This window comes from Streptosporangium saharense (assembly GCF_014203715.1).
In the GTDB taxonomy this organism is placed as follows: Bacteria; Actinomycetota; Actinomycetes; order Streptosporangiales; family Streptosporangiaceae; genus Streptosporangium; species Streptosporangium saharense.
Genome location: NZ_JACHJP010000001.1, coordinates 266,309 through 289,215, shown reverse-complemented (window position 1 = coordinate 289,215; position 22,907 = coordinate 266,309). Strand labels below are relative to the sequence as shown.

General features: G+C 69.6%; 19 protein-coding genes. 2 read left to right on the top strand and 17 right to left on the bottom strand.

Annotated features, from left to right (window positions below):
* Nucleotides 1-66 precede the first annotated feature (66 nt).
* Nucleotides 67-981 (top strand): EamA family transporter RarD, encoded by a 915-nt coding sequence (gene rarD, locus FHS44_RS01385; protein ID WP_184712016.1) that lies wholly within the window; start codon nucleotides 67-69, stop codon nucleotides 979-981.
* Here rarD and FHS44_RS01380 read toward each other — a convergent pair.
* Both FHS44_RS01380 and FHS44_RS01375 read right to left on the bottom strand, forming a co-directional pair.
* On the bottom strand, nucleotides 978-1,898 hold the full coding sequence (locus FHS44_RS01380; protein ID WP_184712015.1) for an asparaginase: 921 nt from the start codon (nucleotides 1,896-1,898) through the stop codon (nucleotides 978-980). The genes rarD and FHS44_RS01380 overlap by 4 nt on opposite strands.
* The gene (locus tag FHS44_RS01375; RefSeq protein ID WP_184712014.1) at nucleotides 1,895-3,322 is read right to left on the bottom strand and encodes a cytosine permease; all 1,428 of its coding nucleotides are present in this window, start codon (nucleotides 3,320-3,322) and stop codon (nucleotides 1,895-1,897) included. Before FHS44_RS01375 ends, FHS44_RS01380 begins: the two co-directional genes overlap by 4 nt.
* 124 nt (nucleotides 3,323-3,446) lie before the next feature.
* Here FHS44_RS01375 and FHS44_RS01370 point away from each other — a divergent pair, with 124 nt between their 5' ends.
* Entirely contained in the window at nucleotides 3,447-5,009 is a 1,563-nt protein-coding gene (locus FHS44_RS01370) for a PucR family transcriptional regulator (protein WP_184712013.1), read from the top strand.
* Nucleotides 5,010-5,091: 82 nt separating this feature from the next.
* Here FHS44_RS01370 and FHS44_RS01365 read toward each other — a convergent pair whose 3' ends face one another.
* The 15 genes from FHS44_RS01365 to FHS44_RS01295 all read right to left on the bottom strand — a co-directional run bounded on the left by FHS44_RS01365 (nucleotide 5,092) and on the right by FHS44_RS01295 (nucleotide 22,894).
* Nucleotides 5,092-5,961 (bottom strand): polysaccharide deacetylase family protein, encoded by an 870-nt coding sequence (locus FHS44_RS01365; protein ID WP_184712012.1) that lies wholly within the window; start codon nucleotides 5,959-5,961, stop codon nucleotides 5,092-5,094.
* A gap of 23 nt (nucleotides 5,962-5,984) precedes the next feature.
* The gene (locus FHS44_RS01360) at nucleotides 5,985-7,088 is read right to left on the bottom strand and encodes an oxidoreductase (protein ID WP_184712011.1); all 1,104 of its coding nucleotides are present in this window, start codon (nucleotides 7,086-7,088) and stop codon (nucleotides 5,985-5,987) included.
* A complete protein-coding gene (locus FHS44_RS01355; protein WP_184712010.1) occupies nucleotides 7,085-7,753 on the bottom strand; it encodes a DUF1989 domain-containing protein in 669 nt (222 codons plus the stop codon). Before FHS44_RS01355 ends, FHS44_RS01360 begins: the two co-directional genes overlap by 4 nt.
* 231 nt (nucleotides 7,754-7,984) lie before the next feature.
* Nucleotides 7,985-8,980, bottom strand: coding sequence for a polyprenyl synthetase family protein (locus FHS44_RS01350; protein ID WP_184712009.1), 996 nt, complete (start codon nucleotides 8,978-8,980; stop codon nucleotides 7,985-7,987).
* Nucleotides 8,981-8,995: 15 nt separating this feature from the next.
* Nucleotides 8,996-10,549, bottom strand: a complete 1,554-nt coding sequence (gene nuoN / locus FHS44_RS01345; RefSeq protein WP_184712008.1) for an NADH-quinone oxidoreductase subunit NuoN — start codon at nucleotides 10,547-10,549, stop codon at nucleotides 8,996-8,998.
* Nucleotides 10,546-12,093, bottom strand: coding sequence for an NADH-quinone oxidoreductase subunit M (locus FHS44_RS01340; RefSeq protein ID WP_184712007.1), 1,548 nt, complete (start codon nucleotides 12,091-12,093; stop codon nucleotides 10,546-10,548). Before FHS44_RS01340 ends, nuoN begins: the two co-directional genes overlap by 4 nt.
* Nucleotides 12,093-13,934, bottom strand: a complete 1,842-nt coding sequence (nuoL, locus tag FHS44_RS01335; RefSeq protein ID WP_184713381.1) for an NADH-quinone oxidoreductase subunit L — start codon at nucleotides 13,932-13,934, stop codon at nucleotides 12,093-12,095. Before nuoL ends, FHS44_RS01340 begins: the two co-directional genes overlap by 1 nt.
* Nucleotides 13,935-14,004: 70 nt before the next feature.
* Entirely contained in the window at nucleotides 14,005-14,301 is a 297-nt protein-coding gene (nuoK, locus tag FHS44_RS01330; RefSeq protein ID WP_184712006.1) for an NADH-quinone oxidoreductase subunit NuoK, read from the bottom strand.
* Nucleotides 14,298-15,212 (bottom strand): NADH-quinone oxidoreductase subunit J, encoded by a 915-nt coding sequence (locus FHS44_RS01325; protein ID WP_184712005.1) that lies wholly within the window; start codon nucleotides 15,210-15,212, stop codon nucleotides 14,298-14,300. The genes nuoK and FHS44_RS01325 overlap by 4 nt, the downstream gene beginning before the upstream one ends.
* Nucleotides 15,205-15,720 (bottom strand): NADH-quinone oxidoreductase subunit NuoI, encoded by a 516-nt coding sequence (gene nuoI, locus FHS44_RS01320; protein ID WP_184712004.1) that lies wholly within the window; start codon nucleotides 15,718-15,720, stop codon nucleotides 15,205-15,207. The genes FHS44_RS01325 and nuoI overlap by 8 nt, the downstream gene beginning before the upstream one ends.
* Nucleotides 15,707-17,047, bottom strand: coding sequence for an NADH-quinone oxidoreductase subunit NuoH (gene nuoH, locus FHS44_RS01315; RefSeq protein WP_376771552.1), 1,341 nt, complete (start codon nucleotides 17,045-17,047; stop codon nucleotides 15,707-15,709). Before nuoH ends, nuoI begins: the two co-directional genes overlap by 14 nt.
* Nucleotides 17,048-17,066: 19 nt before the next feature.
* Nucleotides 17,067-19,535 carry an NADH-quinone oxidoreductase subunit G gene (locus FHS44_RS01310; protein WP_184712002.1) on the bottom strand — a complete coding sequence of 823 codons (2,469 nt, stop codon included), beginning with the start codon at nucleotides 19,533-19,535 and terminating at the stop codon, nucleotides 17,067-17,069.
* Nucleotides 19,536-19,599: 64 nt separating this feature from the next.
* Nucleotides 19,600-20,886: an NADH-quinone oxidoreductase subunit NuoF gene (gene nuoF, locus FHS44_RS01305; RefSeq protein WP_184712001.1), complete on the bottom strand. Its 1,287-nt coding sequence runs from the start codon at nucleotides 20,884-20,886 to the stop codon at nucleotides 19,600-19,602.
* Nucleotides 20,883-21,584 (bottom strand): NADH-quinone oxidoreductase subunit NuoE, encoded by a 702-nt coding sequence (gene nuoE / locus FHS44_RS01300; protein ID WP_312863496.1) that lies wholly within the window; start codon nucleotides 21,582-21,584, stop codon nucleotides 20,883-20,885. The genes nuoF and nuoE overlap by 4 nt, the downstream gene beginning before the upstream one ends.
* A complete protein-coding gene (locus FHS44_RS01295) occupies nucleotides 21,581-22,894 on the bottom strand; it encodes an NADH-quinone oxidoreductase subunit D (RefSeq protein WP_376771572.1) in 1,314 nt (437 codons plus the stop codon). The genes nuoE and FHS44_RS01295 overlap by 4 nt, the downstream gene beginning before the upstream one ends.
* Nucleotides 22,895-22,907 lie beyond the last annotated feature (13 nt).

Sequence of the window (22,907 nt, the reverse complement as noted above, 5' to 3'; positions counted from 1 at the left end):
GGCCTTAACTATCGGACAAGTATTACTAATTTGTGTTAAATCGCGTAAGCAGTGAAAATGGGGGTCATGCCTGAATCACGACGTGGGGTCCTCTACGGCATCGCCGCCTACGGCATGTGGGGCCTGTTCCCCCTGTACTGGCCGCTCCTGAAGCCCTCGGGAGCCCTGGAGATCCTCGCCCACCGGATGGTGTGGTCCCTCGCGGCCGTCGTCGTGATCCTGGCCGTGCGACGCCACTGGTCATGGTTCCGCGACCTGCTGCGCACCCCGAAGAAGCTCGCCCTCCTCGCCCTCGCCGCCGCGATCATCACGGTCAACTGGGGCGTCTACATCTACGCGGTGAACGCCGGGCACGTGGTCGAGAGCGCGCTCGGCTACTTCATCAACCCGCTGGTGAGCGTGCTGTTCGGCGTCGTGCTGCTCAAGGAGCGCCTGCGGCCGTGGCAGTGGGCCGCCGTGGGGCTCGGCGCCCTGGCGGTCCTGCTGCTCGCCTTCGACTACGGCAGGCCGCCGTGGGTCGCGCTCACGCTCGCCGTCAGCTTCGGCACCTACGGCCTGGTCAAGAAGATCGCGCAGGTGGGCGCAGCGGAGAGCATGGCCGTCGAGACCCTGGTGCTGCTGCTTCCCGCCCTCGGCTACCTGGCCTTCCTGCAGGGGCAGGGCCAGGGCACCTTCGGGACCGAGGGCGCCGGGCACGCCCTGCTGCTCGTCGGGGCGGGCGTCATCACCGCCATCCCGCTGCTGTGCTTCACCGCCGCGGCCCTGCGGGTGCCGCTCACCACGCTCGGGCTGCTGCAGTACATCGCCCCGGTCCTGCAGTTCCTCGTCGGCGTCTTCATCGTCCACGAGGTCATGCCCGCCAGCCGCTGGCTCGGGTTCGCGATCGTCTGGCTTGCCCTCTCGGTCTTCACCTGGGACGGTCTCCGTACGGCCCGGCAGTCCCGCCGCGCCGTACCGGAGCCGGAGAGCGTGACGGCCTAAAAACCCGGGGCAGCCAGGGACACCGCCAGCAGGAGACGGGCGTGCGAGGGCCGCAGGGAGCCGCCGAAGGTGACGCCGGAGGCGGCCAGGCTCGCGCCGCCGCCGGGTCCTCCGTAGCGGGGGACGACGGGGCCACCGGCGCAGCGGGAGACGACGACCACGGTCACGCCGGACGCCATGACCTCGCCGATCGCCGTCGCCATGTCGGGGGGCACGTTCCCTGTCCCGAGGGCCGCCACGACCACGCCGCGCGCCCCACTGGCCGCCGCGGCTCTGATCAGCGCCCCATCAGCCCCGGCGTGGGCGGTGACGAGATCGACCCGCGGCAGGGGCTCGTCAAGCACGGCAAGGGGAAGGCCGCCGTGCCGTACCGGACGGGCGACCACCTGGACGTCGTCGGCCATGAGGGTCGCGAGCGGGCCCATATCGGGGGCGGAGAAGGCCTCAAGGTCGAGGGTGTGGGTCTTGGTCGCGTGCCTGGCCGACCACGCCCGCCCGCCCATGGCGATCATCACACCCAGCCCGGCCGCCTCGGGGTGGGCGGCCAGCCGTACGGCGTCGCGGAGGTTGCGGGGGCCGTCGCGGTCGGGGTCGTCGGCGGGACGCTGCGCGCCGCAGAAGACGATCGGCCGGTCGCCGGTGTGGGTCAGCGCCGTCAGGAAGGCGGTCTCCTCCATGGTGTCGGTGCCGTGGGTGACGACGACGCCGTCGGCCTCGTCCGCGGCGGCGAGGGCGGTGCGGGCGATCAGCCGCAGCTCGGCCTCCCCGAAGCCGTAGCTTCCCCGGTCGAAGATCTCGCGGTGCTCGACGTCGAGGCCCTCCAGCAGGTCGGCGGGGGTGGTCCCGGCCGTCACGGCGTCCTTGCCGTGCCGGGAGGCGATCGTTCCGCCGGTGGTGAGGACGATCACGCGGCTCATGACGCCTCCGTGACCCTGGGCCGCGGCGCGGCGGCGACGGGGGCCGGGGAGCGGTCGCACAGGAAGTAGTACAGGAGCGCGGCGACCAGGGCGCCGGACAGCCAGGAGAAGTCGGTGCCGCCGAGCGCGCGGGCGACCGGTCCCTGCATGGCGGGGACGAGGCCGTACTGCCAGGACCACCCGGCGAGCACGCCCAGGCCGAGGGCGGTGAGCGCCCGGACGTTGACGCCACGGCCGGGGGCGTACAGCGCGGCGACGTCGGGGGAACCCCGGTGCTTGACGAAGAAGGCGACGAGCATGATCCCTGCCCAGGGGCTGATCCACACCAGGATGGAGGTCATCCAGTTGTCGAAGGCATGGGCGAAGCTGCCCGCCTGGATGAAGACGACAAGGACGACGGAGGCCACGGCCCCGGCGACCAGGGTGACCTTCCAGCGGGCGAGGCGGATGCCCACGGTCAGCGCGGCCAGCGAACACGAGTAGAGGTTGAGGATGTTGGTCGCGACCGGCCCGTGCATGAGCAGCAGGAGCACCGGCAGCGCCAGGCCGCCGAACGCCTGGATGACCAGGTCGGACGGGTCTCCGCCGCTGCCCGCGCTGGCCAGCGCCGCCCCCAGCGCGGCGAGCCACACCGTGGGGACGTAGATCCCGAGGGCCGTGGCCCAGAAGACCGACCTGCCGGAGGAGCCGGGACGGACGAACCTGCTGTAGTCCGCCGAGTACGGCAGCCAGGACACGCCCCAGCCGACCCCGATCGCGGTGAGCAACTGGGTGATCGCGGTGATCCTGCTTCCCGTGTCGGGCGCGGTCGCGTGCGTCCAGTTGATCTTCGTCTGGGTGAGCGCGACCACGGTCATGATCACCATGACGACCACGGTCAGCGGGACCGTGTACTTCTCGAAGGTCCGGATCGCGTAGAACCCGTAGACGGCAAGGCCGAGTTGGACGGCCATGATGAGGCCCGCGACGAGATACCTGAGGACCGGGCCTCCCTCGACCCCCATCCGGGCGAGGACCGCGAGCACCAGGTCCAGCACGACCCAGGTGTTGACGCCGACCCAGCCCATGGCGAGCAGGCCCTGGATCACGCCGGGCACCACGGCGCCCCTGCGGCCGAAGGGCGAGCGGGCCAGGAGCATCTGGTTGACGCCGGTACGGTGCCCCATCAGGTTGAACAGGCCGAAGGCCGCGCATCCGACGAGGTTGCCGAGGACCACGACGACCAGGGTTTCAAGGAAGCTCAGGCCGAGGGTGACGCCGAGGGCGCCGAGCACCCAGTTGATGGGCGCGATGTTGGCGCCCGCCCAGATCCAGAACTGCTCCCAGGGGGTGGAGTCGCGGGCTCTCTCGGGAATGGGGGCGATCCCGTGGGCGTCGAACGCCGCCTCCGCCGTTCCCTCGGCATGGGGTCGGGTGTCCTGCATCGCTGGCCTCCGGTGTGGTCGAGGCGTTGTGCTTGTGATCTGACTCACTCAACCACCGAGGGCGGCGAATGGCCCATGGGTGAATCTCTAGTTAACCCAGGAAGTCGATGGATATTCTGACACCGTGCTTAGTCTGCGATCCCTGGTTGACGACGACTCGCTGGGGCTGAAGGTGCTCGTCGCGGGTCCCGAGGGGGCGCTCGACGCCGAGGCCCTCTGGGTCCACAACACCGAGTTGCCCGATCCCTCCCCGTATCTGCGGGACAGGGAGCTGGTGCTGACCAACGGCCTGTGGCTGCGGACCACCACGCCCGGGAAGTTCGTCGCGAATGTCGTCCGCTCCGGCGCGGCGGGCATCGTGTTCGGGCTCCGCGAGGAGATGCCCGCGACCCCTGCCGAACTCGTCGAGGCGTGCCGTCAGGCCGACCTTCCCCTGGTCGAGCTGGTGTCCGAGGTGCCCTTCACCGCCGTCTCGCGAGCCGCCGCCACGACACTGGCCGAGCAGCGGCAGCGGACGCTGGTGTCGATGGTACGGCGGGGCAACGCGCTGGCGGACGCGATCTCCCAGGGGGCGGGCGCCTCCGGCGTGCTCCGGGTGCTGCGGCGTGACCACGACCTGCCCCTCGTCGTCGTCGACCGCATGGGACGGCTGCTGGCGACCGCGGGAGGCTCCCTGCCCGAGGACGAGCTGCGGACCGTCGCCGAGGGGCTCGCCCGCCGCCCGCCGCCGTTGGAACTCGCCGTCGGAGAGTCAGGTACGGCGACGCTGTTCCTCGTCGGGGCGCTCGGTGAGGCCGACGCGGGCCTGGTGTGCCTGCGCCCGGCCAGGTCGCTGAGCAGGACCGAGCAGGACGCGCTCGTGCAGGCGGCCCACTTCCTCAGCCTGGAGGTGGCGCGGCGGCAGGCGGTGCAGGCGATCGAGATGCGCTTCGCCACGGAGCTGCTGGACATGGTCTTGTCCGGTTCCTCACGGGCGGCCGAGGTCCCGGCGCGGCTTGAGGCCTTCGGCGTCGATCCGTCGGGGCCGCTCGCGGTGACGGCCCTGGCCTTCGCCGACTCGGGAGAGGGGGTCGCGACGCTGCCCGGGATGGCCGAGGCCGTCGTTGAGTTCTTCACCGCCGAGGCCGTGCAGGTCGTCGTGGCCGGGGGCAGTCAGGACGTGGTCGCCGTCCACCCGTGGCGGCACCCGCTTGAGGAGCTTCCCGCGACGGTCGAACGACTGACGGCCTGGCTGTCGCGCGGGTTCGACGGGCGGCGGGTCGTCGCGGGTCTCGGCGGCGTCGCGAACGGCTGGGCCGCGCTGCGCGCCCCGCTGACGGAGTCGCGGGAGGCGTGCCGGGTGCTGCGCCGCTCCCCGGGCCGGGACGTCGCGCTCTTCGGCGAGCTGGGCACCCACCGGCTGCTGCTGGGGACGCAGGACGAGGAGGCGCTGCGACGGCTGTCCGCCGCCGTCCTCGACCCGCTCAGGGCCCACGACCGCGCCCAGGGCGGGCAGTTGGAGACGACGCTGCGGGCCTTCCTCGACCACGACGGCCACTGGGCGAAGACGGCCGCCGCGCTGTACGTCCACGTCAACACCCTGCGCAACCGGCTGACCCGGGTGACCGAACTGACCGGCCGCGACGTGGGCACGACCCCGGGCAGGGTGGACCTGTTCCTCGCCCTCCAGGCCGACCGCGGCGCATGACCTGTCTTCCTGTACGGCGAGGCCGCTCGCCTTGCCGTACGGCAAAGCCAACCGGGAGCCATGATCCGGCAGGGCAGGCGTGTCACTCCCGGGGGTAGGTCCCAGGATCGACGGAGGGCGGTTCCAGCTCACGGGGGACGAGCGTGGCATCCCCCGCCGCCCTGGTCGCGACGTCGCGACAGCGGAGGAACTCGACGTCGCCGCAGTTCAGGGCGTACTCCACCAGGCGCCGCAGGGCCAGGGAGCGGGCCGGGCGTCCCGTCAGGAACGGGTGGCTGGTGAGGTTGAACAGGCAGCCGTAGTGGCGCATCGCGTCGAGTTCGGCACGCCACATGCGCTCGGCCTTCTCCGGCTCCTCGATCACCGAGCCGACGTGCGGCTGGGGCAGGAAGGCGTACTGCTCCCAGTCGTCGAGTGACCAGTGCACGGGAAGCTCGACGATCTCCCCGGCCCCGGTGGAGATCCGGTAGGGCCGGTCGTCGGCCATGAGGGAGGAGTCGTACAGCAGGCCGTGTTCGGCGACGAGTTCGGAGGTGAGCCAGGTCGCCTCCCACATCGCCGCCCGGTGCCCGGAGATCTCCACCCCCTGCCGGGCGAAGACCTCCAGGCCGCGTTCGAAGTCGGCCCGCTCCTCCCCCTCGCCCATCGAGGTCGGCGCGCGGTGGCTGTAGGAGTGGTGGGCCACCTCGTGACCGCGTTCCGCGATGCGCGCCGCCAGGCCCGGCCGCTGCTCGGCGACCCAGCCGGGCACGAAGAACGTCGCGGGCACCCCGAGTTCGTCCAGCATGTCCAGCAGCCTCGGCACACCGACCTCGGGGCCGTAGGCCTGGTGGGACATCGTCATGGCGTGCCGCGCGTAGCGTCTGCCATGGGCGAGGACGGGCGTCTCGGCGTCGACGTCGAACGTCAGCGTCGCGACGGCGGCGGCTCGGCCGCGCCAGGTCCCGGTCACGGGCGGTCTCCTCTCCTGGCCGACTAACCCCGAGCCCACTGCCGGGCGTTGGCGAGGTTGGCCATGGGGTGAAGTATCGCCGGATCGAAGGCGTCCAGCTCGGCACCCGCGGCCAGACGCCTGGGCAGGTCGGGGTTGGCCAGCGCGCCACGGCCGATCGAGAGCAGGTCGGCGTGTCCCTCGGCGATGACGCGGGCGGCCTGGTCGAGGTTGTGCATGTTGCCGTTGGCGATCACCGGCAGGCCGGTGACCTCGCGGGCCAGCGCGGTGAGGGTCCGTCCGCCGTCGAGGCGCGCGGTCTCGATCCAGTCGCGTCCCTCGCTGGCCACGTGCAGGTAGGTGGCTCCCGCCTCGGCCAGCCGGGTGAAGATGATCTCGGCGTCCTTCGCGCCACCGGGCCAGCGGTAGGTGAAGTCGTTGACCTTGGTCTGCGACAGGCGGATTCCGACGCCGAACTCCGGTCCGACCTCGGCCCGCACCGCGGCGACCACCTCGGCGGCCAGGCGGACCCGGTTGTCGATGGGACCCCCGTACCCGTCGGCGCGCTGGTTGGTGTAGTCGGTGAGGAACTGGTCCAGCAGGTAGCCGTTGGCGCCGTGGATCTCCACCCCGTCGAATCCGGCGGCCCGCGCGTTCTTCGCCGAGGTGACGAAGCCCTGGACGGCCTCGGCGATGTCCTCCTCGGTCATCTCCTTGGGGACGGGCCAGGTGCCGCCTCCGCCGTACTCGGGCATCTGGACTCCACCAGGGCGCAGTGCGGAGGGGCCGGCCGTGTTCGAGCGGTAGTGGCTGCCCTGGGAGAGCGCCCCCGCGTGCATGAGCTGGGCGATCATCGTGGCGCCCTCGGCGTGCACCGCGGCGGTGACGGGCCGCCACCCGGCCACGTGCTCGGGGAGGGCGAGGCCCGGCTGGTTGAAGTAGCCCTGGCTGAAGACGGTGTCGGTGTAGGTGCCCTCGGTGATGACCAGGCCGAACCCGCCACGGGCGAACCCGGCGTAGTAGTCGGCCATCTCGGACGTCGGGACGCCTTCTGGTGTGGCCGAGACCCTGGTCATGGGTGCCACGGCCAGGCGGTTGGGAAGCCGCAGGCCCCCCAGTTCGACGGAGGTGAGTGCCGGATGGTTCATGAGTGGGCCTGCTTTCCTGACGACGGGACGAGGACGGCTGTTTCCTGGGGGTCCAGGACTTCGATCGCCAGCGAGGTGGGCACCCCGCCGTTGACCACGGAGACGTCCTGTGGACAGGAGGAGACGACCACGAGGCAGTCCAGCTCCGCGCGGAAGGTGATGCTGTCGCCCGCGCGGGAGGCTGCGGGCAGCCAGCTCAGGTCGTCGTGCTCGTCGACGGGGACGCGCATGAAGACGTTGATCGGCTGGGGCACGAACGTCGGGGCCCCGGCGAAGGGGGCCAGCGCCGTGCGGAGGTTGTCGGCGCACGAGGCGTGCCAGCCGGTGACGCCGAGTGTGGCGTAACGCTCCGGGTCGCACGCGGCGATGAGCATGTCGTGCCGTCCGACGGAGGTGTCCTCGACCAGGGTCAGGATGGGCCTGCGCCGGTTGGTGAAGAACTGCTCGCCCACCCTGGGGAACAGGCGGTCGATCTGGGTCCGGGTGTGCGAGGCGCTGTGGTGCTCGGACAGGTCGTCCACGGCGAAGGCGAACACGTCTCCCACCTGGCCGCCTTCCAGGTCCACCACCCGGATCCCCTGCCCGGCCGCCACGTGTACGGCGCGGCCCTCGCGGGCGGGGACGACGGTTCGCTGAGAAGGCTGAAGAGTTGGACTGGCTGACATGCCTCGATCAAAGCACCGGGGCGTACGGCAAGGCGATGGAGGAAAACCCACCGCTCGGCGCCCACAATGGAGGATCATCCACCCCATCGGGGCTTACGGCTCACGCCGACGCCGTACAGAACAGACGCCGACCCCACTCAGCCCGAAAAGACGAAAAATCCTGAAAAATCGCCATACCCCAGAAAGGCCCCTGGAAAGGCCGCAGAAGCCCCGAGGCTCCCGGGAAGAGGATCAGCCCGAGCGCTCGATGACGTAGTCGCACAGGGCAAGATAGGCCGCCCTGGCGGGTATGTCGGGAAGACCGGAAAGGTCCTTGCGGGCCCGGTCGACCCAGGAGACCAGTTCCGCACGGGCCCGGTCCATCGCCGGGTGCGCGCGCAGCAGGCGCAGCGTCTCCTCGACGTCCTCCTCGGCCACCGGCCCGGCCAGCAGCTCGCGCAGCCGGGCGTCCTCCGGCGCCCCCGAGGCCAGGACGTACAGCACGGGCAGCGTGCGGATGCCCTCGCGCAGGTCGGTTCCCGGCGTCTTGCCCGACTCGACCGACTCCGAGGCCACGTCCAGCAGGTCGTCACCGAGCTGCCAGCCGACCCCGATCGCCTCGCAGGCCCTGGTCAGCCGATCGACGATCTCCGGAGAGGCACCGCTCAGCATGGCGCCGAACCGCCCAGAGGTCGCGATCAGGGAGCCGGTCTTGTCGGCCAGCACCTCGATGTAGTGGGCGATCGGGTCCTCGTCGTCGCGGGGACCGATGGTCTCGCGGATCTGCCCGCGCACCAGGCGGGAGAACGTCTGCGCCTGGATGCGGATGACGTCGGGGCCGAGATCGGCGAGGATCTCCGAGGCCTGGGCGAACAGGTAGTCGCCGGTCAGGATGGCCACGGTGTTGTCCCAGCGGGCGTTGGCCGACGGCGACCCCCTGCGCACCGGGGCCTCGTCCATCACGTCGTCGTGGTACAGCGTGGCCAGGTGGGTCAGCTCGATCACCACGGCGCCGGGAACCACCCCCGCGGCACCGGGCGCCCCGAACTGGGCGGCCAGCAGCACGAGCATCGCCCTGAACCGCTTGCCACCCGCCTCGATCAGGTGCCGGGACGCCTCCGTGACGAAGGAGTCCCGGCTCTCGACCGAGGAGCGAAGCAGCTTCTCGACCTCCGCCAGTCCTTCGGCGAGGTCCTGCGCCAGCCGCTCGTCGACGAACGGGAGATCAACAACGGGTGGCGCAGCCATGAAGCACTACTCCCTCTAACGAATGAACAACGCGGACGCAGCCTGGTCCGCCAGAGTGAGCACCGGCTGCGGGAAAACCCCCAGCACTACGGTAGCCGCTGCCGCCAGGGCGACCACAGCCGAGGTGCCGACGCTGGGCGCCGCGATGCTCGGGCCGTCGGCCGCGGGCTCGTTGAAGAACATCAGCACGATCACGCGGACGTAGAAGAACGCCGCGATCGCCGAGCTGACCACACCCACGATGACCAGCGGCAGCGCCCCGCCGCCGACCGCCGCGGTAAACACGGCGTACTTCCCGAAGAAACCGCTCGTCAGCGGGATGCCCGCGAAGGCCAGCAGGAAGAAGGCGAAGATGCCCGCGAGCACCGGGGACCGCTTGCCGAGACCCGCCCACCGGGACAGGTGCCCGGCCTCGCCGCCCGCGTCGCGGACCATGGTGACGACCGCGAAGGCGCCGACCGTGGTGAAGCCGTAGGCCGCCATGTAGAACAGCACCGCCGACAGCGACTGGGAGTTCTGCGCCGCGGAGCCGGTGGCGATCACGCCGGTGAGCAGGAAGCCCGCGTGCGCGATGGACGAGTAGGCGAGCATGCGCTTGATGTCGGTCTGGGTGATCGCCAGGATCGCACCGACGATCATCGTCAGGATCGCCACACCCCACATGACCGGGCGCCAGTCCCAGTCGAGGTTGCCCAGCGCCACCCAGAAGACGCGCAGCAGCGCGCCGAAGGCGGCGACCAGCACGGTCGAGGCCATCAGCGCGGTGACCGCGGTCGGCGCGCCCTGGTAGACGTCGGGCTTCCACGCCTGGAAGGGCGCGGCGCCGATCTTGAACAGCAGGCCGACGCCGAGCAGCGCGACGCCGACGAGCAGCAGGGTCTGCTGCCCGGAGACGCTGCCGAGCGCCTCGCTGATGGCCCTCAGGTCGACCGACCCGGCGTAGCCGTACACCAGGGCCGTGCCGTACAGGAAGAAGGCCGAGGAGAAGGCACCGAGCAGGAAGTACTTGACCGAGGCCTCCTGCGAGAGCAGGCGGCGACGGCGGGCCAGGCCGCACAGGAGGTACAGCGGCAGGGACATGACCTCAAGGGCGACGAACATCGCCAGCAGGTCGTTGGAGGCGGGGAAGAGCAGCATGCCGCCGACCGCGAACAGCAGCAGCGGGTAGACCTCGGTCTGGGCGAACCCGCTGCGGACCGCCTCCTCCTCGTCCACGCTTCCGGGTACGGCTGCCGCCTGCGCGACGAACTGGTCGTCGTCGTTGATCAGCAGCGCGCTGACGAAGGCCAGGATGAGGATGATGCCCCAGATGAACAGCGAGGGGCCGTCGACAGCGACCGCGCCCATGGCGGCCGCCCGCTCCGGCAGGCCGTTGAGGGCCGTCAGGACGGTCGTGACGAACGCGCCGATCAGCGCGAGCAGCGTGAGCGGCATCTGGATCGACTTGCGCAGGTAGCGGGGCGCGAACGCCTCGACCAGCACACCGACGAGCGCGGCGCCGAACACGATCAGCATCGGGGCCAGCAGCGCGTATTCGATCGTCGGAGCGGTGATGGTGGTGCCGTTCACTGCCCGGCCCCCTTCTTCTCAGCGACGGCCGGAGTGACGTGGACGTTGGAGATGTGCACGTTGGACAGCGTGTGGTCCACCGCCGGGTTGATCATGTCGAGCGCCGGCTTGGGGAAGAACCCGAGGGCGATGATCAGGACGATCAGCGGGCCGACCACCCATCGTTCCCTGGCGTCGAGGTCGGGCAGGCCCTTGACCTTCTCCGCCGTGGGACCGTTCATCGTGCGCTGGTACATCCACAGGATGTAGACCGCGGCCAGGATGACCCCGGTGGTCGCGATGATCGTCGGGACCACGTAGCGCTCGTAGCTGCCGAGCAGGACCATGAACTCGCTGACGAACGTGGACAGACCCGGCAGCGAGAGACCGGAGAGCCCGGCGACCAGGAAGGTGCCCGCCAGCACGGGGGCGACCTTCTGCACGCCTCCGTAGTCGGCGATCTGGCTCGATCCTCTGCGGTAGATCAGGAACCCGGTGATCAGGAACAGCGCGCCGGTCGAGAAGCCGTGGTTGACCATGTAGAGCGTGGCGCCCGCACCCGCGTTCGTGGTCATCGCGAAGACGCCGAGCGCGATGAAGCCGAAGTGCGAGATCGAGGTGTAGGCGATCAGGCGCTTCATGTCGGTCTGGCCGATGGCCACGATCGCGCCGTAGATGATGCCGATCACCGCGAGCGTGATCACCAGCGGCGTGAAGAACTTGGCCGCGTCGGGGAACAGCTCAAGGCAGAAGCGCAGCATCCCGTAGGTGCCGACCTTGTCCAGCACACCGACCAGCAGTACGGCGGCGCCCGCCGGGGCCTGCGCGGCTGCGTCGGGCAGCCAGGTGTGGAAGGGCCACAGCGGCGCCTTGACCGCGAACGCGATGAAGAAGCCGAGGAAGAGCCACTTCTGCGTGGTCGGGTCCTGGATGACCCCGACCAGCTCGGGGAACATGAAGGTGCCCTTCTCGGCGATCACGTAGAGCGCGATCACCGCGACCAGCATGAGCAGGCCACCGAAGAGCGAGTAGAGCAGGAACTTGACGGCCGCGTAGGACCGCTGCGCTCCGCCGTACGACCCGATCATGAAGTACATCGGGATCAGCATGGCTTCGAAGAAGACGTAGAAGAGGAAGACGTCGGTCGCCGCGAAGACGCCGATCATCATCGCTTCCAGCACCAGCAGCAGCGCGAAGTAGGTCTTCACGGACCGCCTGGGCGGGGCCGCGGCCCCGGTGCCGTCCGCGTCGTGCCAGGAGGCCAGGATCACGATCGGCACCAGGATGACCGACAGCGCGATCAGCACCAGGGCGATGCCGTCCACGCCGACGCCGTAGTGCACGCCGAAGGCCGGGATCCAGTCGTAGACCTCGGCGAACTGGAAGCGGGTCTCCTTCGCGGCGCCCAGGGCCGGGTCGAACCTGAACGCCATGACGGCGGTCAGGACCAGCACGACCAGCGAGACCACCAGGGCCAGTTGCTTGGCGAGCTTGTCACTCTTGACAAGGGAGACACCCACCGCGCCCACAACGGGCACGGCCATCAGGGTCGAGAGCCAGGGCATCACATGTTCCCTACGTAGAGCAGCGCGCCAACGACCACGGCGGCACCGAAGAGGATGGACAGCGCGTATGACCGTACGTAGCCGGTCTGCACACGGCGCAGCCGCCCGGAGGTGCCGCCGATCGCCGCGGCCAGCCCGTTGACCAGGCCGTCGATGCCTCGGTTGTCGAAGAACACCGCCAGCCGGGTCAGCCACTGGCCGGGACGCATGAACAGCGCCTCGTTGAGGGCGTCGCCGTACAGGTCACGGCGGGCGAAGGTGGTGAGGAACGAGCCGCGCGGGGCGACCCGGGGCACCTCGGCGGCGCCGTACCTGAACCAGGCGAAGGCGGCGCCGACGGCGACCAGCGCGAGCGTGGCCAGACCGGGAACGCTGAAGGGGTGGAAGCTCGGCAGTTCCTCGGGCAGACCGACGGCCGGGGCCAGGAACTGCATGAACCGGTTGCCCAGGATCAGGAAGCCACCCAGGAAGATCGACCCGATGGACAGGATGATCAGCGGCACCGTCATGACGGCGGGCGACTCGTGCGGGTGGGCGCCGTCCTCCCAGCGTCGCTTGCCGAAGAAGGTCATGAAGACCATCCGCGACATGTAGAAGCCGGTGATGCCCGCGCCGACGACGGCGAGCCAGCCCAGGATCTGGTTGTGCTCCATGGCCGTCTCGATGATGCCGTCCTTGGTGAAGTAACCGGACAGCAGCGGGAAGCCGATGATCGCCAGATAACCGATGATGAAGGTGATCGCAGTCACCTTCATCACCGAGAACAGTCCGCCGTACTTGCGCATGTTGACCTCGTCGTTCATGCCGTGCATGACCGAACCGGCGCCGAGGAACATGTTGGCCTTGAAGAAGCCGTGGGTGATCAGGTGCGCGATGGCGAAGGCGTAGCCGACCGGGCCGAGACCCGCGCCGAGCATCATGTAGCCGATCTGCGACATCGTCGAACCGGCAAGGCCCTTCTTGATGTCGTCCTTCGCGCAACCGATGATCGCACCGGCGAGCAGCGTGGCCACGCCGACGATCGTCACGACGAGCTGCGCGGTCGGGGCCGCCTCGAAGAACGCGCCGGAGCGGACCACGAGGTAGACACCGGCGGTGACCATGGTCGCGGCGTGGATGAGGGCCGAGACCGGGGTCGGGCCCTCCATCGCGTCCAGGAGCCAGGACTGCAGCGGGAGCTGGGCGGACTTGCCGCACGCGCCCAGGAGCAGCAGCAGGCCGATGGCGGTGAGCGTGTTCTGCTGGGCGCCGGGGGCGGCCTCGAAGACCTCCTTGAAGGCGACCGAGCCGAACGTGGTCCAGATCGTGAAGATGCCGATCAGGAGGCCGAAGTCACCGACCCGGTTGACGATGAAGGCCTTCTTCGCCGCGACCGCCGCAGAGGGCTTGAACTGCCAGAAGCCGATCAGCAGGTAGGACGCCAGGCCGACGCCCTCCCAGCCGATGAACAGGCCGACGTAGTTGTCCGACAGCACCAGCAGGAGCATGGCCGAGACGAACAGGTTCAGGTAGGCGAAGAACCTGCGGCGGTCGGGGTCGTGCGACATGTAGCCGATCGAGTAGATGTGGATCAGCGAGCCCACACCGGTGATCAGCAGGGCGAAGCTGATCGACAGCGGGTCGATCAGGAGGCCGATGTTCGCGACGCCGGGGATGAACTGGTACAGCTCCACCGCCATCCGGCGCTTGCCCGGGTCCAGGCCGAGCATCTGGACGAAGGCCAGCACGGCGACCACGAACGAGGCCAGCGACATGACGACGCCGAGCAGGTGGCCCCAGCGGTCGGTACGACGTCCGCCGAGCAACAGGATCGCGGCACCGAGCAGCGGCAGCGCGATCATCAGCCAGGAGACCCCGACCACCCCTGTGGAGTGCGGAACGATCTCAGCGGGAGATTGCACCTGCCACCTCTTAGTACTTCAGCAGGTTCGCGTCGTCCACCGACGCTGACCTGCGGGTTCGGAAGATCATCACAATGATGGCCAGACCGATCACGACCTCCGCCGCGGCCACGACCATCACGAAGAACGCGATGATCTGGCCGTCCAGGTTGCCGTGCTGTCTGGCGAAGGTGACGAACGCGAGGTTGCAGGCGTTGAGCATGAGCTCCACGCACATGAACACCACGATCGCGTTGCGCCGTGTCAGCACGCCGATCGCACCGATCGCGAACAGCAGTGCGGAGAGCACCAGATAGTGGGTGGTCACTTGCCGTCCTCCTGGTGGGCTTCCCGTACGGCGCCGCCCGTCTCGGCCTCGTCCGTCGCGGCCTCGTCCCGGAGGTCGTCCTGAGCGACGTTGTCCTCGACGACCGCCCGCGCGTCGGTGTGGGAGTCGTCCGGCACCTCGTCCTTCGGGGCGAGCCGCTCCTCGACGAGGAGCTGCTTGACGATCGCCGCCTTGCTCGGGTCGGTCGGCGTGACGCCGTCCTCCTCCTCGTGCCTGGCGAGCACCCGGTTGATCGACTTGGCCGCGATCGTGCCGTCGGGCAGCAGGGCGGGCATGTCGATGGCGTTGTGCAGGGCGTAGGTGCCGGGGCCGGGCAGCGGCGAGGGCTGCGGGCCGCTGAAGCGGGCACGGGCCAGGTCACGCTGGGTGGCCTTGGGCCGTACGCGCTCGCGGTGGGCCAGGACCATCGCGCCGAGCGCCGCGGTGATCAGCAGCGCCGAGGTGACCTCGAAGGCGAAGACGTATCTGGTGAAGATCAACTGGGCCAGGCTGGGGACGTTGCCGCCCGCCTCCTTGACCGCGTTCGTCAGGCCCTTGGCGGGGGCGATCAGCGTGTTGCCGACCGCGAGCGCGAGCAGGGCCGCGAAGCCGAGGCCCGCGATGGCCGCCCAGAACCGCTGTCCCCTGATCGTCTCGACCAGTGAGTCCGCCGAGTCGACGCCCACGAGCATCAGCACGAACAGGAAGAGCATCATGACCGCGCCGGTGTAGACGATGATCTGCACCGCGGCCAGGAAGGGCGCGTCCTGGACGGCGTAGAGGACCGCCAGGGAGAGCATGACCACGCCCAGCATCAGCGCCGAGTAGACCGCCTTGCGGCTGAAGACGAGGCCGAGGGCCGCGGCGACGGAGACCACCGCCAGCACCCAGAACGTGATGGTCTCACCCATTGTTTCGTCCCAGCCGGTAGTAGTCCTCTTCGGTCTCACCGAGACGCATGGCGTGGGGCGGAACCTCCATGCCCGGCCCGAGCGGCGCCAGCAGCATCTCCTTGGTGTAGATGAGGCTCTCGCGGCTTGAGTCGGCGAGCTCGTACTCGTTGGTCATGGTCAGCGCCCGGGTGGGGCAGGCCTCGATGCACAGGCCGCACAGGATGCACCGCAGATAGTTGATCTGGTAGGTGCGCCCGTAGCGCTCGCCCGGCGAGAAGCGCTCCTCCTCGGTGTTGTCCGCTCCCTCGACGAAGATCGCGTCGGCCGGACAGGCCCAGGCGCACAGCTCGCACCCGACGCACTTCTCCAGGCCGTCGGGCCAGCGGTTGAGCTGGTGACGGCCGTGGAAGCGCGGAGCCGTCGGCCGCTTCTCCTCGGGGTAGTTGACCGTTTCGACCTTCTTGAACATCGTGTGGAAGGTCACGCCGAACCCCTTGACGGAGTTCAGCCAATCAGTTGCTCCCACTGGGAACCTCCTTGCGCGCTACCCCGTGGTAGTGCGGCAGGTCGAGCGGCGGCACGGGGAAGCCACCCGCGGCCGGTTCTGCGTCGAGCCGCGCGAACTCCTCCTCGACCTGAGCCGCCTTGGCCTCCCTGCGCTTCTGCAGCACGCTGTCGAAGCGCCACCACAGCGCGAAGCACCCGACCAGCACGAGACCGCCCAGCATCAGGATCACCTGTCCGTTGACGCCCGGGATCTGGAAGGCCTTCATGGTCGCCACCAGGAGGATCCAGCCGAGGTTGATCGGGATGAGGACCTTCCATCCCAGGGCCATCAGCTGGTCGTAGCGCACCCGCGGCAGCGAGGCGCGGCACCAGATGAAGAACGAGAAGACGATCACCATCTTGAGGAAGAACCACAGCAGCGGCCACCAGCCGGTGTTCGCCCCCGACCACAACGAGATCGGGAACGGCGCCCGCCACCCGCCCATGAACAGGGTGATCGAGACCGCGGAGACCACGAAGACGTTGACGTACTCGGCGAGCATGATGACCGCGAACTTCAGCGAGTTGGAGTACTCGGTCTGGAAGCCGCCGACCAGCTCACCCTCACCCTCGGGCAGGTCGAAGGGGACCCGGTTGGTCTCACCCAGCATCGTGACGATGTAGATGAGGAAGGAGGGGATGAGCAGGATCATGTACCACGAGGGCAGCTGCAGGGTCAGCCCGCCGAGCACGATCTCCCTGCCCCCGGCCTGCGAGGCGACGATCTCCGAGGTGGACAGCGTCCCCGCGTACAGGAAGACGCCGACGAACGAGAGACCCATCGCGATCTCGTAGGACACCACCTGGGCGCTGGCCCGCAGCCCACCCAGGATGGTGTACGGCGAGCGCGAGCCCCAGCCCGCGAGCACGATGCCGTAGACGCCGATGGAGGCCATCGCCAGCACCAGCAGCACCGCGACCGGCAGGTCGGTGAGCTGCAGCGGGGTCTTGACGCCGAACATCGAGACCATCGGCCCCATCGGGATGACCGAGAAGGCGAGGAAGGCCGGAACCGCCAGGACCACCGGGGCGATGAAGTAGATCACCTTGTCCACGGTCCTGGGCATGAGGTCTTCCTTGAGACCCATCTTCAGACCGTCGGCGACCGACTGCAGCAGGCCGAACTTGCCCGCCCTGTTGGGGCCGTAGCGGTTCTGCATGCGGGAGATGAGCTTGCGCTCGAACCACACGCCGAACAGCACGCCCAGCATCAGGACCGCGAAGATGACGACGGCCTTGATGATGCTGATCCAGAGCGGGTCGTGGCCGAAGTCGGCAAGGGACGGATCGCTCGCAACCGCGAGCACGTGCGTATTCATTGGTCGCTCACCGCTCCTCAATCACTTCGCGGACGGCGCTCACGACGTCAGCGGCGCTCGTGGCGCCGATCCTGACGACGTCACCGGCCGTGGCGCGCAGGTCGCGGGTCACCGAACGGCCCGCGGAGTTCGTGGGCAGCCACACGACCCGGTCCGGCAGGTCGGCGACCAGGACCGGCAGGCTCACCGAGCCGCCCTCCGCGGTGACGGTGATCTCGCCGCCGTCCGCGAGACCCGACTCGGCCGCGGTCGCCGCCGAGACCAGCGCGACCGCCGCACGCGCGGTGCCCGCGAGGTACGGCTCGCCGTCCTGCAGGCGGCCGTCGTCGAGCATCCGGTGCCAGGTGGCCAGGATCGCCTCGCCCTGCTTGGGGGCGGGGGTCCTGGAGGCCCCGACGTTCGGCGCGCTGGCTCTTGGGCCACGCCAGGCGCCGATCGCGGCCAGCTCACGCCGGGCGGAGGCGGGGTCGGGCAGACCGAGGTGGACGTCCATGTGGTCGGCGATCGCGGAGACGACCCGCAGGTCGCTCATGATGCCGGGGACCGGCACCGCCTCCTCGAACGTACGGCCGCGCCCCTCCCAGTTGACGAACGTGCCGGCCTTCTCGCTCACCGCGGCGACCGGCAGCACGACGTCGGCGCGGTCGGTGACCGCGCTCGGGCGCTGTTCGAGGCTCACGATGAACGGGGTGTTCTCCAGGGCCGCGAGAGCGGCCTCGGGGTCGGCCAGGTCGTAGGGGTCCACACCGGCCACGACGAGGGCGTCGAGCTCGCCGCCGAGCGCCGCCGTCAGGATGGCCGAGGTGTCACGGCCCGGGGTCGAGGGCAGCGAGGAGACGTTCCAGGCCCTGGCCACCTCGGCGCGGGCCTCGGCGTCGTCGATCGGCCTGCCGATGGGCAGCAGGTTCGGCAGCGCGCCCGCCTCGACGGCGCCGCGCTCCCCCGCCCGCCTCGGGATCCAGGCGAGCCTGGCGCCGCTGGCGTCCGCGAGCCGTACCAGAGCGGAAAGAGCGCCCGGCACGGTGGCCAGCCGCTCACCGGCGAGGATGACGGCACCTTCGCGCCTGATCTCACCGGCGATCGGCGAGACGCCGGAGATGAGGTCCTCGACGGCCGCGGTCTCCTCGCCCGGCAGGGTGCGCACGAGCGTGCCGCCCATCTTGGCCAGGCCCTCGGTGGCGAACGGCGCGACCGAGAAGACCTTCAGGCCCTTCTTGCGCCACGCCTTGCGCAGTCGCAGGAAGACGACCGGCGACTCCTCCTCGGGCTCGAAGCCGACCAGGAGCACCGCGGGGGCGCTCTCCAGGTCGCGGTAGCGAATCTCGATGCCCCGCCCTGCGACCGCGTGCGCCAGGAAGCGCTCCTCCTCGACGGAGTGCGGCCTGGCGCGGAAGTCGACGTCGTTGCTGCCGAGCGCGATCCTGGCAAACTTGGCGTAGCCGTACGCCTCCTCGACGGTGACCCTGCCACCGACCAGGACGCCCGCCCTGCCGCGCGCCGCGGCCAGGCCGCGGGCCGCGACGGCCAGCGCCTCGGGCCAGGACGCCGGGACCAGGTGGCCCTCCTCGTCACGGACGAGGGGGGTCTTCAGCCGGTTGGGCTGGGTGGCGTAGGTGAAGGCCCAGCGACCCTTGTCGCAGTTCCACTCCTCGTTGACCTCGGGGTCGTCCCCGGCCAGACGGCGGGTGACCTTGCCCCGGCGGTGGTCGGTGCGCAGCGCGCAGCCGCCCGAGCAGTGCTCGCACGCGCTGGGCGTGGACACCAGGTCGAACGGACGGGCCCGGAAGCGGTAGGCCGCGCCGGTGAGCGCGCCGACCGGGCAGATCTGCACGGTGTTGCCGGAGAAGTAGGACTCGAACGGCTCGCCGTCGGCGGTCCTGACCTGCTCCTTGGCCCCGCGCTCGAAGAACTCGATGAGCGGGTCACCGGCGATCTCGTCCGAGAAGCGGATGCAGCGCGCGCACTGCACGCAGCGCTCGCGGTCCAGCAGCACCTCGGTGGACAGCGCGATGGGCTTGGGGAAGGTCCGCTTGCTCTCCTGGAAGCGGCTCTCCCCCTGGCCGTTGGACATGGCCTGGTTCTGCAGGGGGCACTCGCCACCCTTGTCGCAGACCGGGCAGTCCAGCGGGTGGTTCATCAGCAGCAGCTCCATCACACCGCGCTGCGCCTTCTCGGCGACGGGCGAGGTGAGCTGGGTCTGCACGACCATGCCGGGGGCGACCTCGATGGCGCAGGACGGCTGCGGCTTCGGGAAGCCCCTGCCGTTGCCCGCGTCCGGGATGTCGACCAGACACTGACGGCAGTTGGCCGCCGGGTCCAGCAGCGGGTGGTCGCAGAACCTGGGGATCTGGATGCCGAGCAGCTCCGCCGCTCGGATGATCAGCGTGCCCTTCGGGACACTCACCTGGAAACCGTCGATGGTGAGGGTTACCAGTTCTACCGGCGTCTGCGCCGGGGTGGTCGCTTCGACGGTCATGGCGCCTCCTCCGTCGGCCTCATGACCGAAACGGTGCTGTGCTTGCCGGTTGTGTACCGCCCGCTCACCTGTTCCCCCAGACCGTTGAGGGGGCGTGGTCGAACGGGCAGCCACCGATCTCGAAGTGCTTGAGGTACTCGTCCCTGAAGTGCTTGACCGACGAGTGGATGGGGCTGGTCGCGCCGTCGCCCAGGGCGCAGAAGGAGCGGCCCAGGATGTTGTCCGCGATGTCGGTGATCGTGGACAGGTCCTCCTCGGTGCCCTGTCCCTTCTCCAGCCGCTTGAGCACCTGCTTGAGCCAGTAGGTGCCCTCGCGGCACGGGGTGCACTTGCCGCAGGACTCGTGCGCGTAGAACTCGGTCCAGCGCATCACGGCCCGCACCACGCAGGTCGTCTCGTCGAAGATCTGCAGTGCCCGGGTGCCGAGCATGGACCCCTTGGCCCCGACCGACTCGAAGTCGAGCGGGACGTCCAGGTGCTCGTCGGTGAAGATCGGCGTGCTCGACCCGCCGGGGGTCCAGAACTTCAGCCGGTGCCCGGCGCGGATGCCGCCCGCCATGTCGAGCAGTTCGCGGAGCGTGATGCCCAGCGGCGCCTCGTACTGACCGGGCCTGGTGACGTGGCCGCTCAGCGAGAAGATGCCGAAGCCCTGGGACTTCTCGGTGCCCATGCCCGCGAACCAGTCGGCCCCGTTCGCGATGATCGAGGGAACACTCGCGATCGACTCCACGTTGTTCACGACGGTTGGCGAGGCGTACAGGCCCGCCACGGCCGGGAAGGGGGGCTTGAGGCGAGGTTGGCCGCGATGTCCCTCAAGCGAGTCGAGCAGTGCCGTCTCCTCGCCGCAGATGTAGGCGCCCGCGCCGCTGTGGACCACCAGCTCCAGGTCGAACCCGGTGCCGAAGAGGTCCCTGCCGAGCAGACCCTTGGCGTACGCCTCGGCGACCGCGGCCTGCAGGCGGCGGATGACGTGCAGCACCTCGCCGCGCACGTAGATGAAGGCGTGGTTGGCACGGATGGCGTAGGAGGCGATGATGACGCCCTCGACCAGCGCGTGCGGGTTCGCCATCATCAGCGGGATGTCCTTGCAGGTTCCCGGCTCGGACTCGTCGGCGTTGACCACGAGATAGTGCGGCTTGCCGTCGCCCTGGGGGATGAACCCCCACTTCATGCCGGTGGGGAAGCCCGCACCGCCACGGCCGCGCAGACCGGAGTCCTTGACGGCCTGGATGACGGCGTCCGGGTCCATGCCCAGCGCCTTCCTGGCCGCCGAGTAGTCACCGTAGCCGTCCAGGGTGAAGGAGTCCGGCTGGTCCCAGTTGGCCGTCAGGACCGGGGTGAGAGTCGTCATGATGGCTCAGGTGCCTTCCATCCGTTGGCCTTGGCGACCTTCAGGCCCTCAAGGGAGGCGCCCGCCGCGGAGGGGCCGTCCCCCGCCTGGCCGTCGGGCAGACCCGCCAGCACCCGCGAGGCCTCCTTGAAGGTGCACAGCCTCTTCGGGCCCCGGGTCGGCGAGACCTCCTTGCCCGCCTGCAGGTCGTCGACGAGCTGCTTGGCCGACTCGGGCGTCTGGTTGTCGAAGAACTCCCAGTTGACCATCATCACCGGGGCGAAGTCGCAGGCGGCGTTGCACTCAAGCCGCTCCAGCGAGACCTTCCCGTCCGGGGTGACCTCGTCGTGGCCGACCCCGGCGTGCTCGGACAGCTCGTCCCAGATCTGGTCGCCGCCCATGACGGCGCACAGCGTGTTGATGCACACCCCGACGTGGTAGTCACCCATCGGCCTGCGCTTGTACATCGTGTAGAAGGTGGAGACGCCGACCACCTCGGCCTTGCTCAGGCCCAGCATCTCGGCGCAGAACTCGTGTCCCGCGTCGGAGACGTAGCCGTCCTCCGACTGCACCAGGTGCAGCAGCGGGAGCAGCGCCGACCTCGGCCGGGGGTACCGGCCGATGATCTCCTTGGCGTCGCGCTCAAGGCGCTCACGGACCTCCGGTGCGTACCCTGTGCCCACGGTCGCGCCCCCCTCCTCGTTCCTTTCCTCGTTCACCGGTCAACCCCTCCCATGACGGGGTCGATCGAGGCCACGGCCGAGATGACGTCGGCGACCATGCCACCCTCGCAGGTCGCGGGCACCGCCTGCAGGTTCGTGAAGGACGGGTCACGGAAGTGCACGCGGTACGGCCGGGTGCCACCGTCGCTGACCACGTGGGCGCCCAGCTCACCTCGCGGCGACTCGACCGAGGCGAACGCCTGCCCCGCCGGGACCCGGAAGCCCTCGGTGACCAGCTTGAAGTGGTGGATCAGCGCCTCCATCGAACCGCTCATGATGTGCGCGATGTGGTCGGGCGAGTTGCCCAGGCCGTCGGGACCGAGCGCGAGCTGCGCGGGCCAGCCGATCTTCTTGTCGTCCACCATGACCCGGTCGCCCTTGAGCGGCCCGGACAGGCGGTCGAGCGCCTGCTCGATGATCTTGAGCGACTGCTCCATCTCGGCCATCCGCACGAGGTAGCGGCCGTAGACGTCGGCGGTCCTCTCGGTCGGGACGTCGAACTCGTAGGTCTCGTAGCCGCAGTAGGGCTGCGACTTGCGCAGGTCCCACGGCAGGCCCGCGGCCCGCAGCATCGGCCCGGTGATCCCCAGCGCCATGCAGCCGGTGAGGTCGAGGTAGGCGACGTCCTTGGTCCTGGCCAGGTAGACCGGGTTGGCGTCGAGCATCTTGCGCATGTCCTTGATGCGCTGTGGCATGATCTTGAGCAGCTCGCCGACCTTGTCGACCGCGCCCGCGGGCAGGTCAACCGAGACGCCGCCGGGCCGGATGTAGGCCATGTTCATCCGCAGGCCGGTGATGTACTCCATCACGTCGAGCACCATCTCGCGCTCGCGGGACCCGAAGAGGAACGGCGTCGTCGCGCCGAGCTCCATGCCGAAGGTGCCGATGGCCACCATGTGCGAGGAGATGCGGGTCAGCTCCATCATCATCACGCGGATGGCCTGCGCCCGCTCGGGGACGCGGTCGGTGATGCCGAGCAGCTTCTCGACGCCCAGGCAGTAGGCAGTCTCGTTGAAGATGGGCGCCAGGTAGTCCATGCGGGTGACGAACGTGGTCCCCTGGGTCCACGTCCGGAACTCCATGTTCTTCTCGATGCCCGTGTGCAGGTAGCCGATGACCGTGCGGGCCTCGGTGACCGTCTCACCGTCGAGGTTCAGCACCAGGCGCAGCACGCCGTGCGTCGAGGGGTGCTGCGGACCCATGTTGACGACGAGCTGCTCGTCCTGCTGCCCGGTGAGGGTCTCGACCAGTTCCGTCCAGTCGTTGCCCGAGACGGTGTAGACCTTGCCCTCGGTGGCGTCCGTGATCTCTTCGTACGGA

Excerpts from the sequence above, each read along its gene's own strand:
- FHS44_RS01340 (WP_184712007.1), bottom strand. The coding sequence starts at position 12,093 with ATGCCCTGGCTCTCGACCCTGATGGCCGTGCCCGTTGTGGGCGCGGTG.
- nuoF (WP_184712001.1), bottom strand. The coding sequence starts at position 20,886 with ATGACGACTCTCACCCCGGTCCTGACGGCCAACTGGGACCAGCCGGAC.
- FHS44_RS01355 (WP_184712010.1), bottom strand. The coding sequence starts at position 7,753 with ATGTCAGCCAGTCCAACTCTTCAGCCTTCTCAGCGAACCGTCGTCCCC.
- rarD (WP_184712016.1), top strand. The coding sequence starts at position 67 with ATGCCTGAATCACGACGTGGGGTCCTCTACGGCATCGCCGCCTACGGC.
- FHS44_RS01350 (WP_184712009.1), bottom strand. The coding sequence starts at position 8,980 with ATGGCTGCGCCACCCGTTGTTGATCTCCCGTTCGTCGACGAGCGGCTG.
- FHS44_RS01360 (WP_184712011.1), bottom strand. The coding sequence starts at position 7,088 with ATGAACCATCCGGCACTCACCTCCGTCGAACTGGGGGGCCTGCGGCTT.
- nuoL (WP_184713381.1), bottom strand. The coding sequence starts at position 13,934 with ATGATCGCGCTGCCGCTGCTCGGTGCCGCGATCCTGTTGCTCGGCGGA.
- FHS44_RS01310 (WP_184712002.1), bottom strand. The coding sequence starts at position 19,535 with ATGACCGTCGAAGCGACCACCCCGGCGCAGACGCCGGTAGAACTGGTA.
- FHS44_RS01380 (WP_184712015.1), bottom strand. The coding sequence starts at position 1,898 with ATGAGCCGCGTGATCGTCCTCACCACCGGCGGAACGATCGCCTCCCGG.
- FHS44_RS01325 (WP_184712005.1), bottom strand. The coding sequence starts at position 15,212 with ATGGGTGAGACCATCACGTTCTGGGTGCTGGCGGTGGTCTCCGTCGCC.
- FHS44_RS01375 (WP_184712014.1), bottom strand. The coding sequence starts at position 3,322 with ATGCAGGACACCCGACCCCATGCCGAGGGAACGGCGGAGGCGGCGTTC.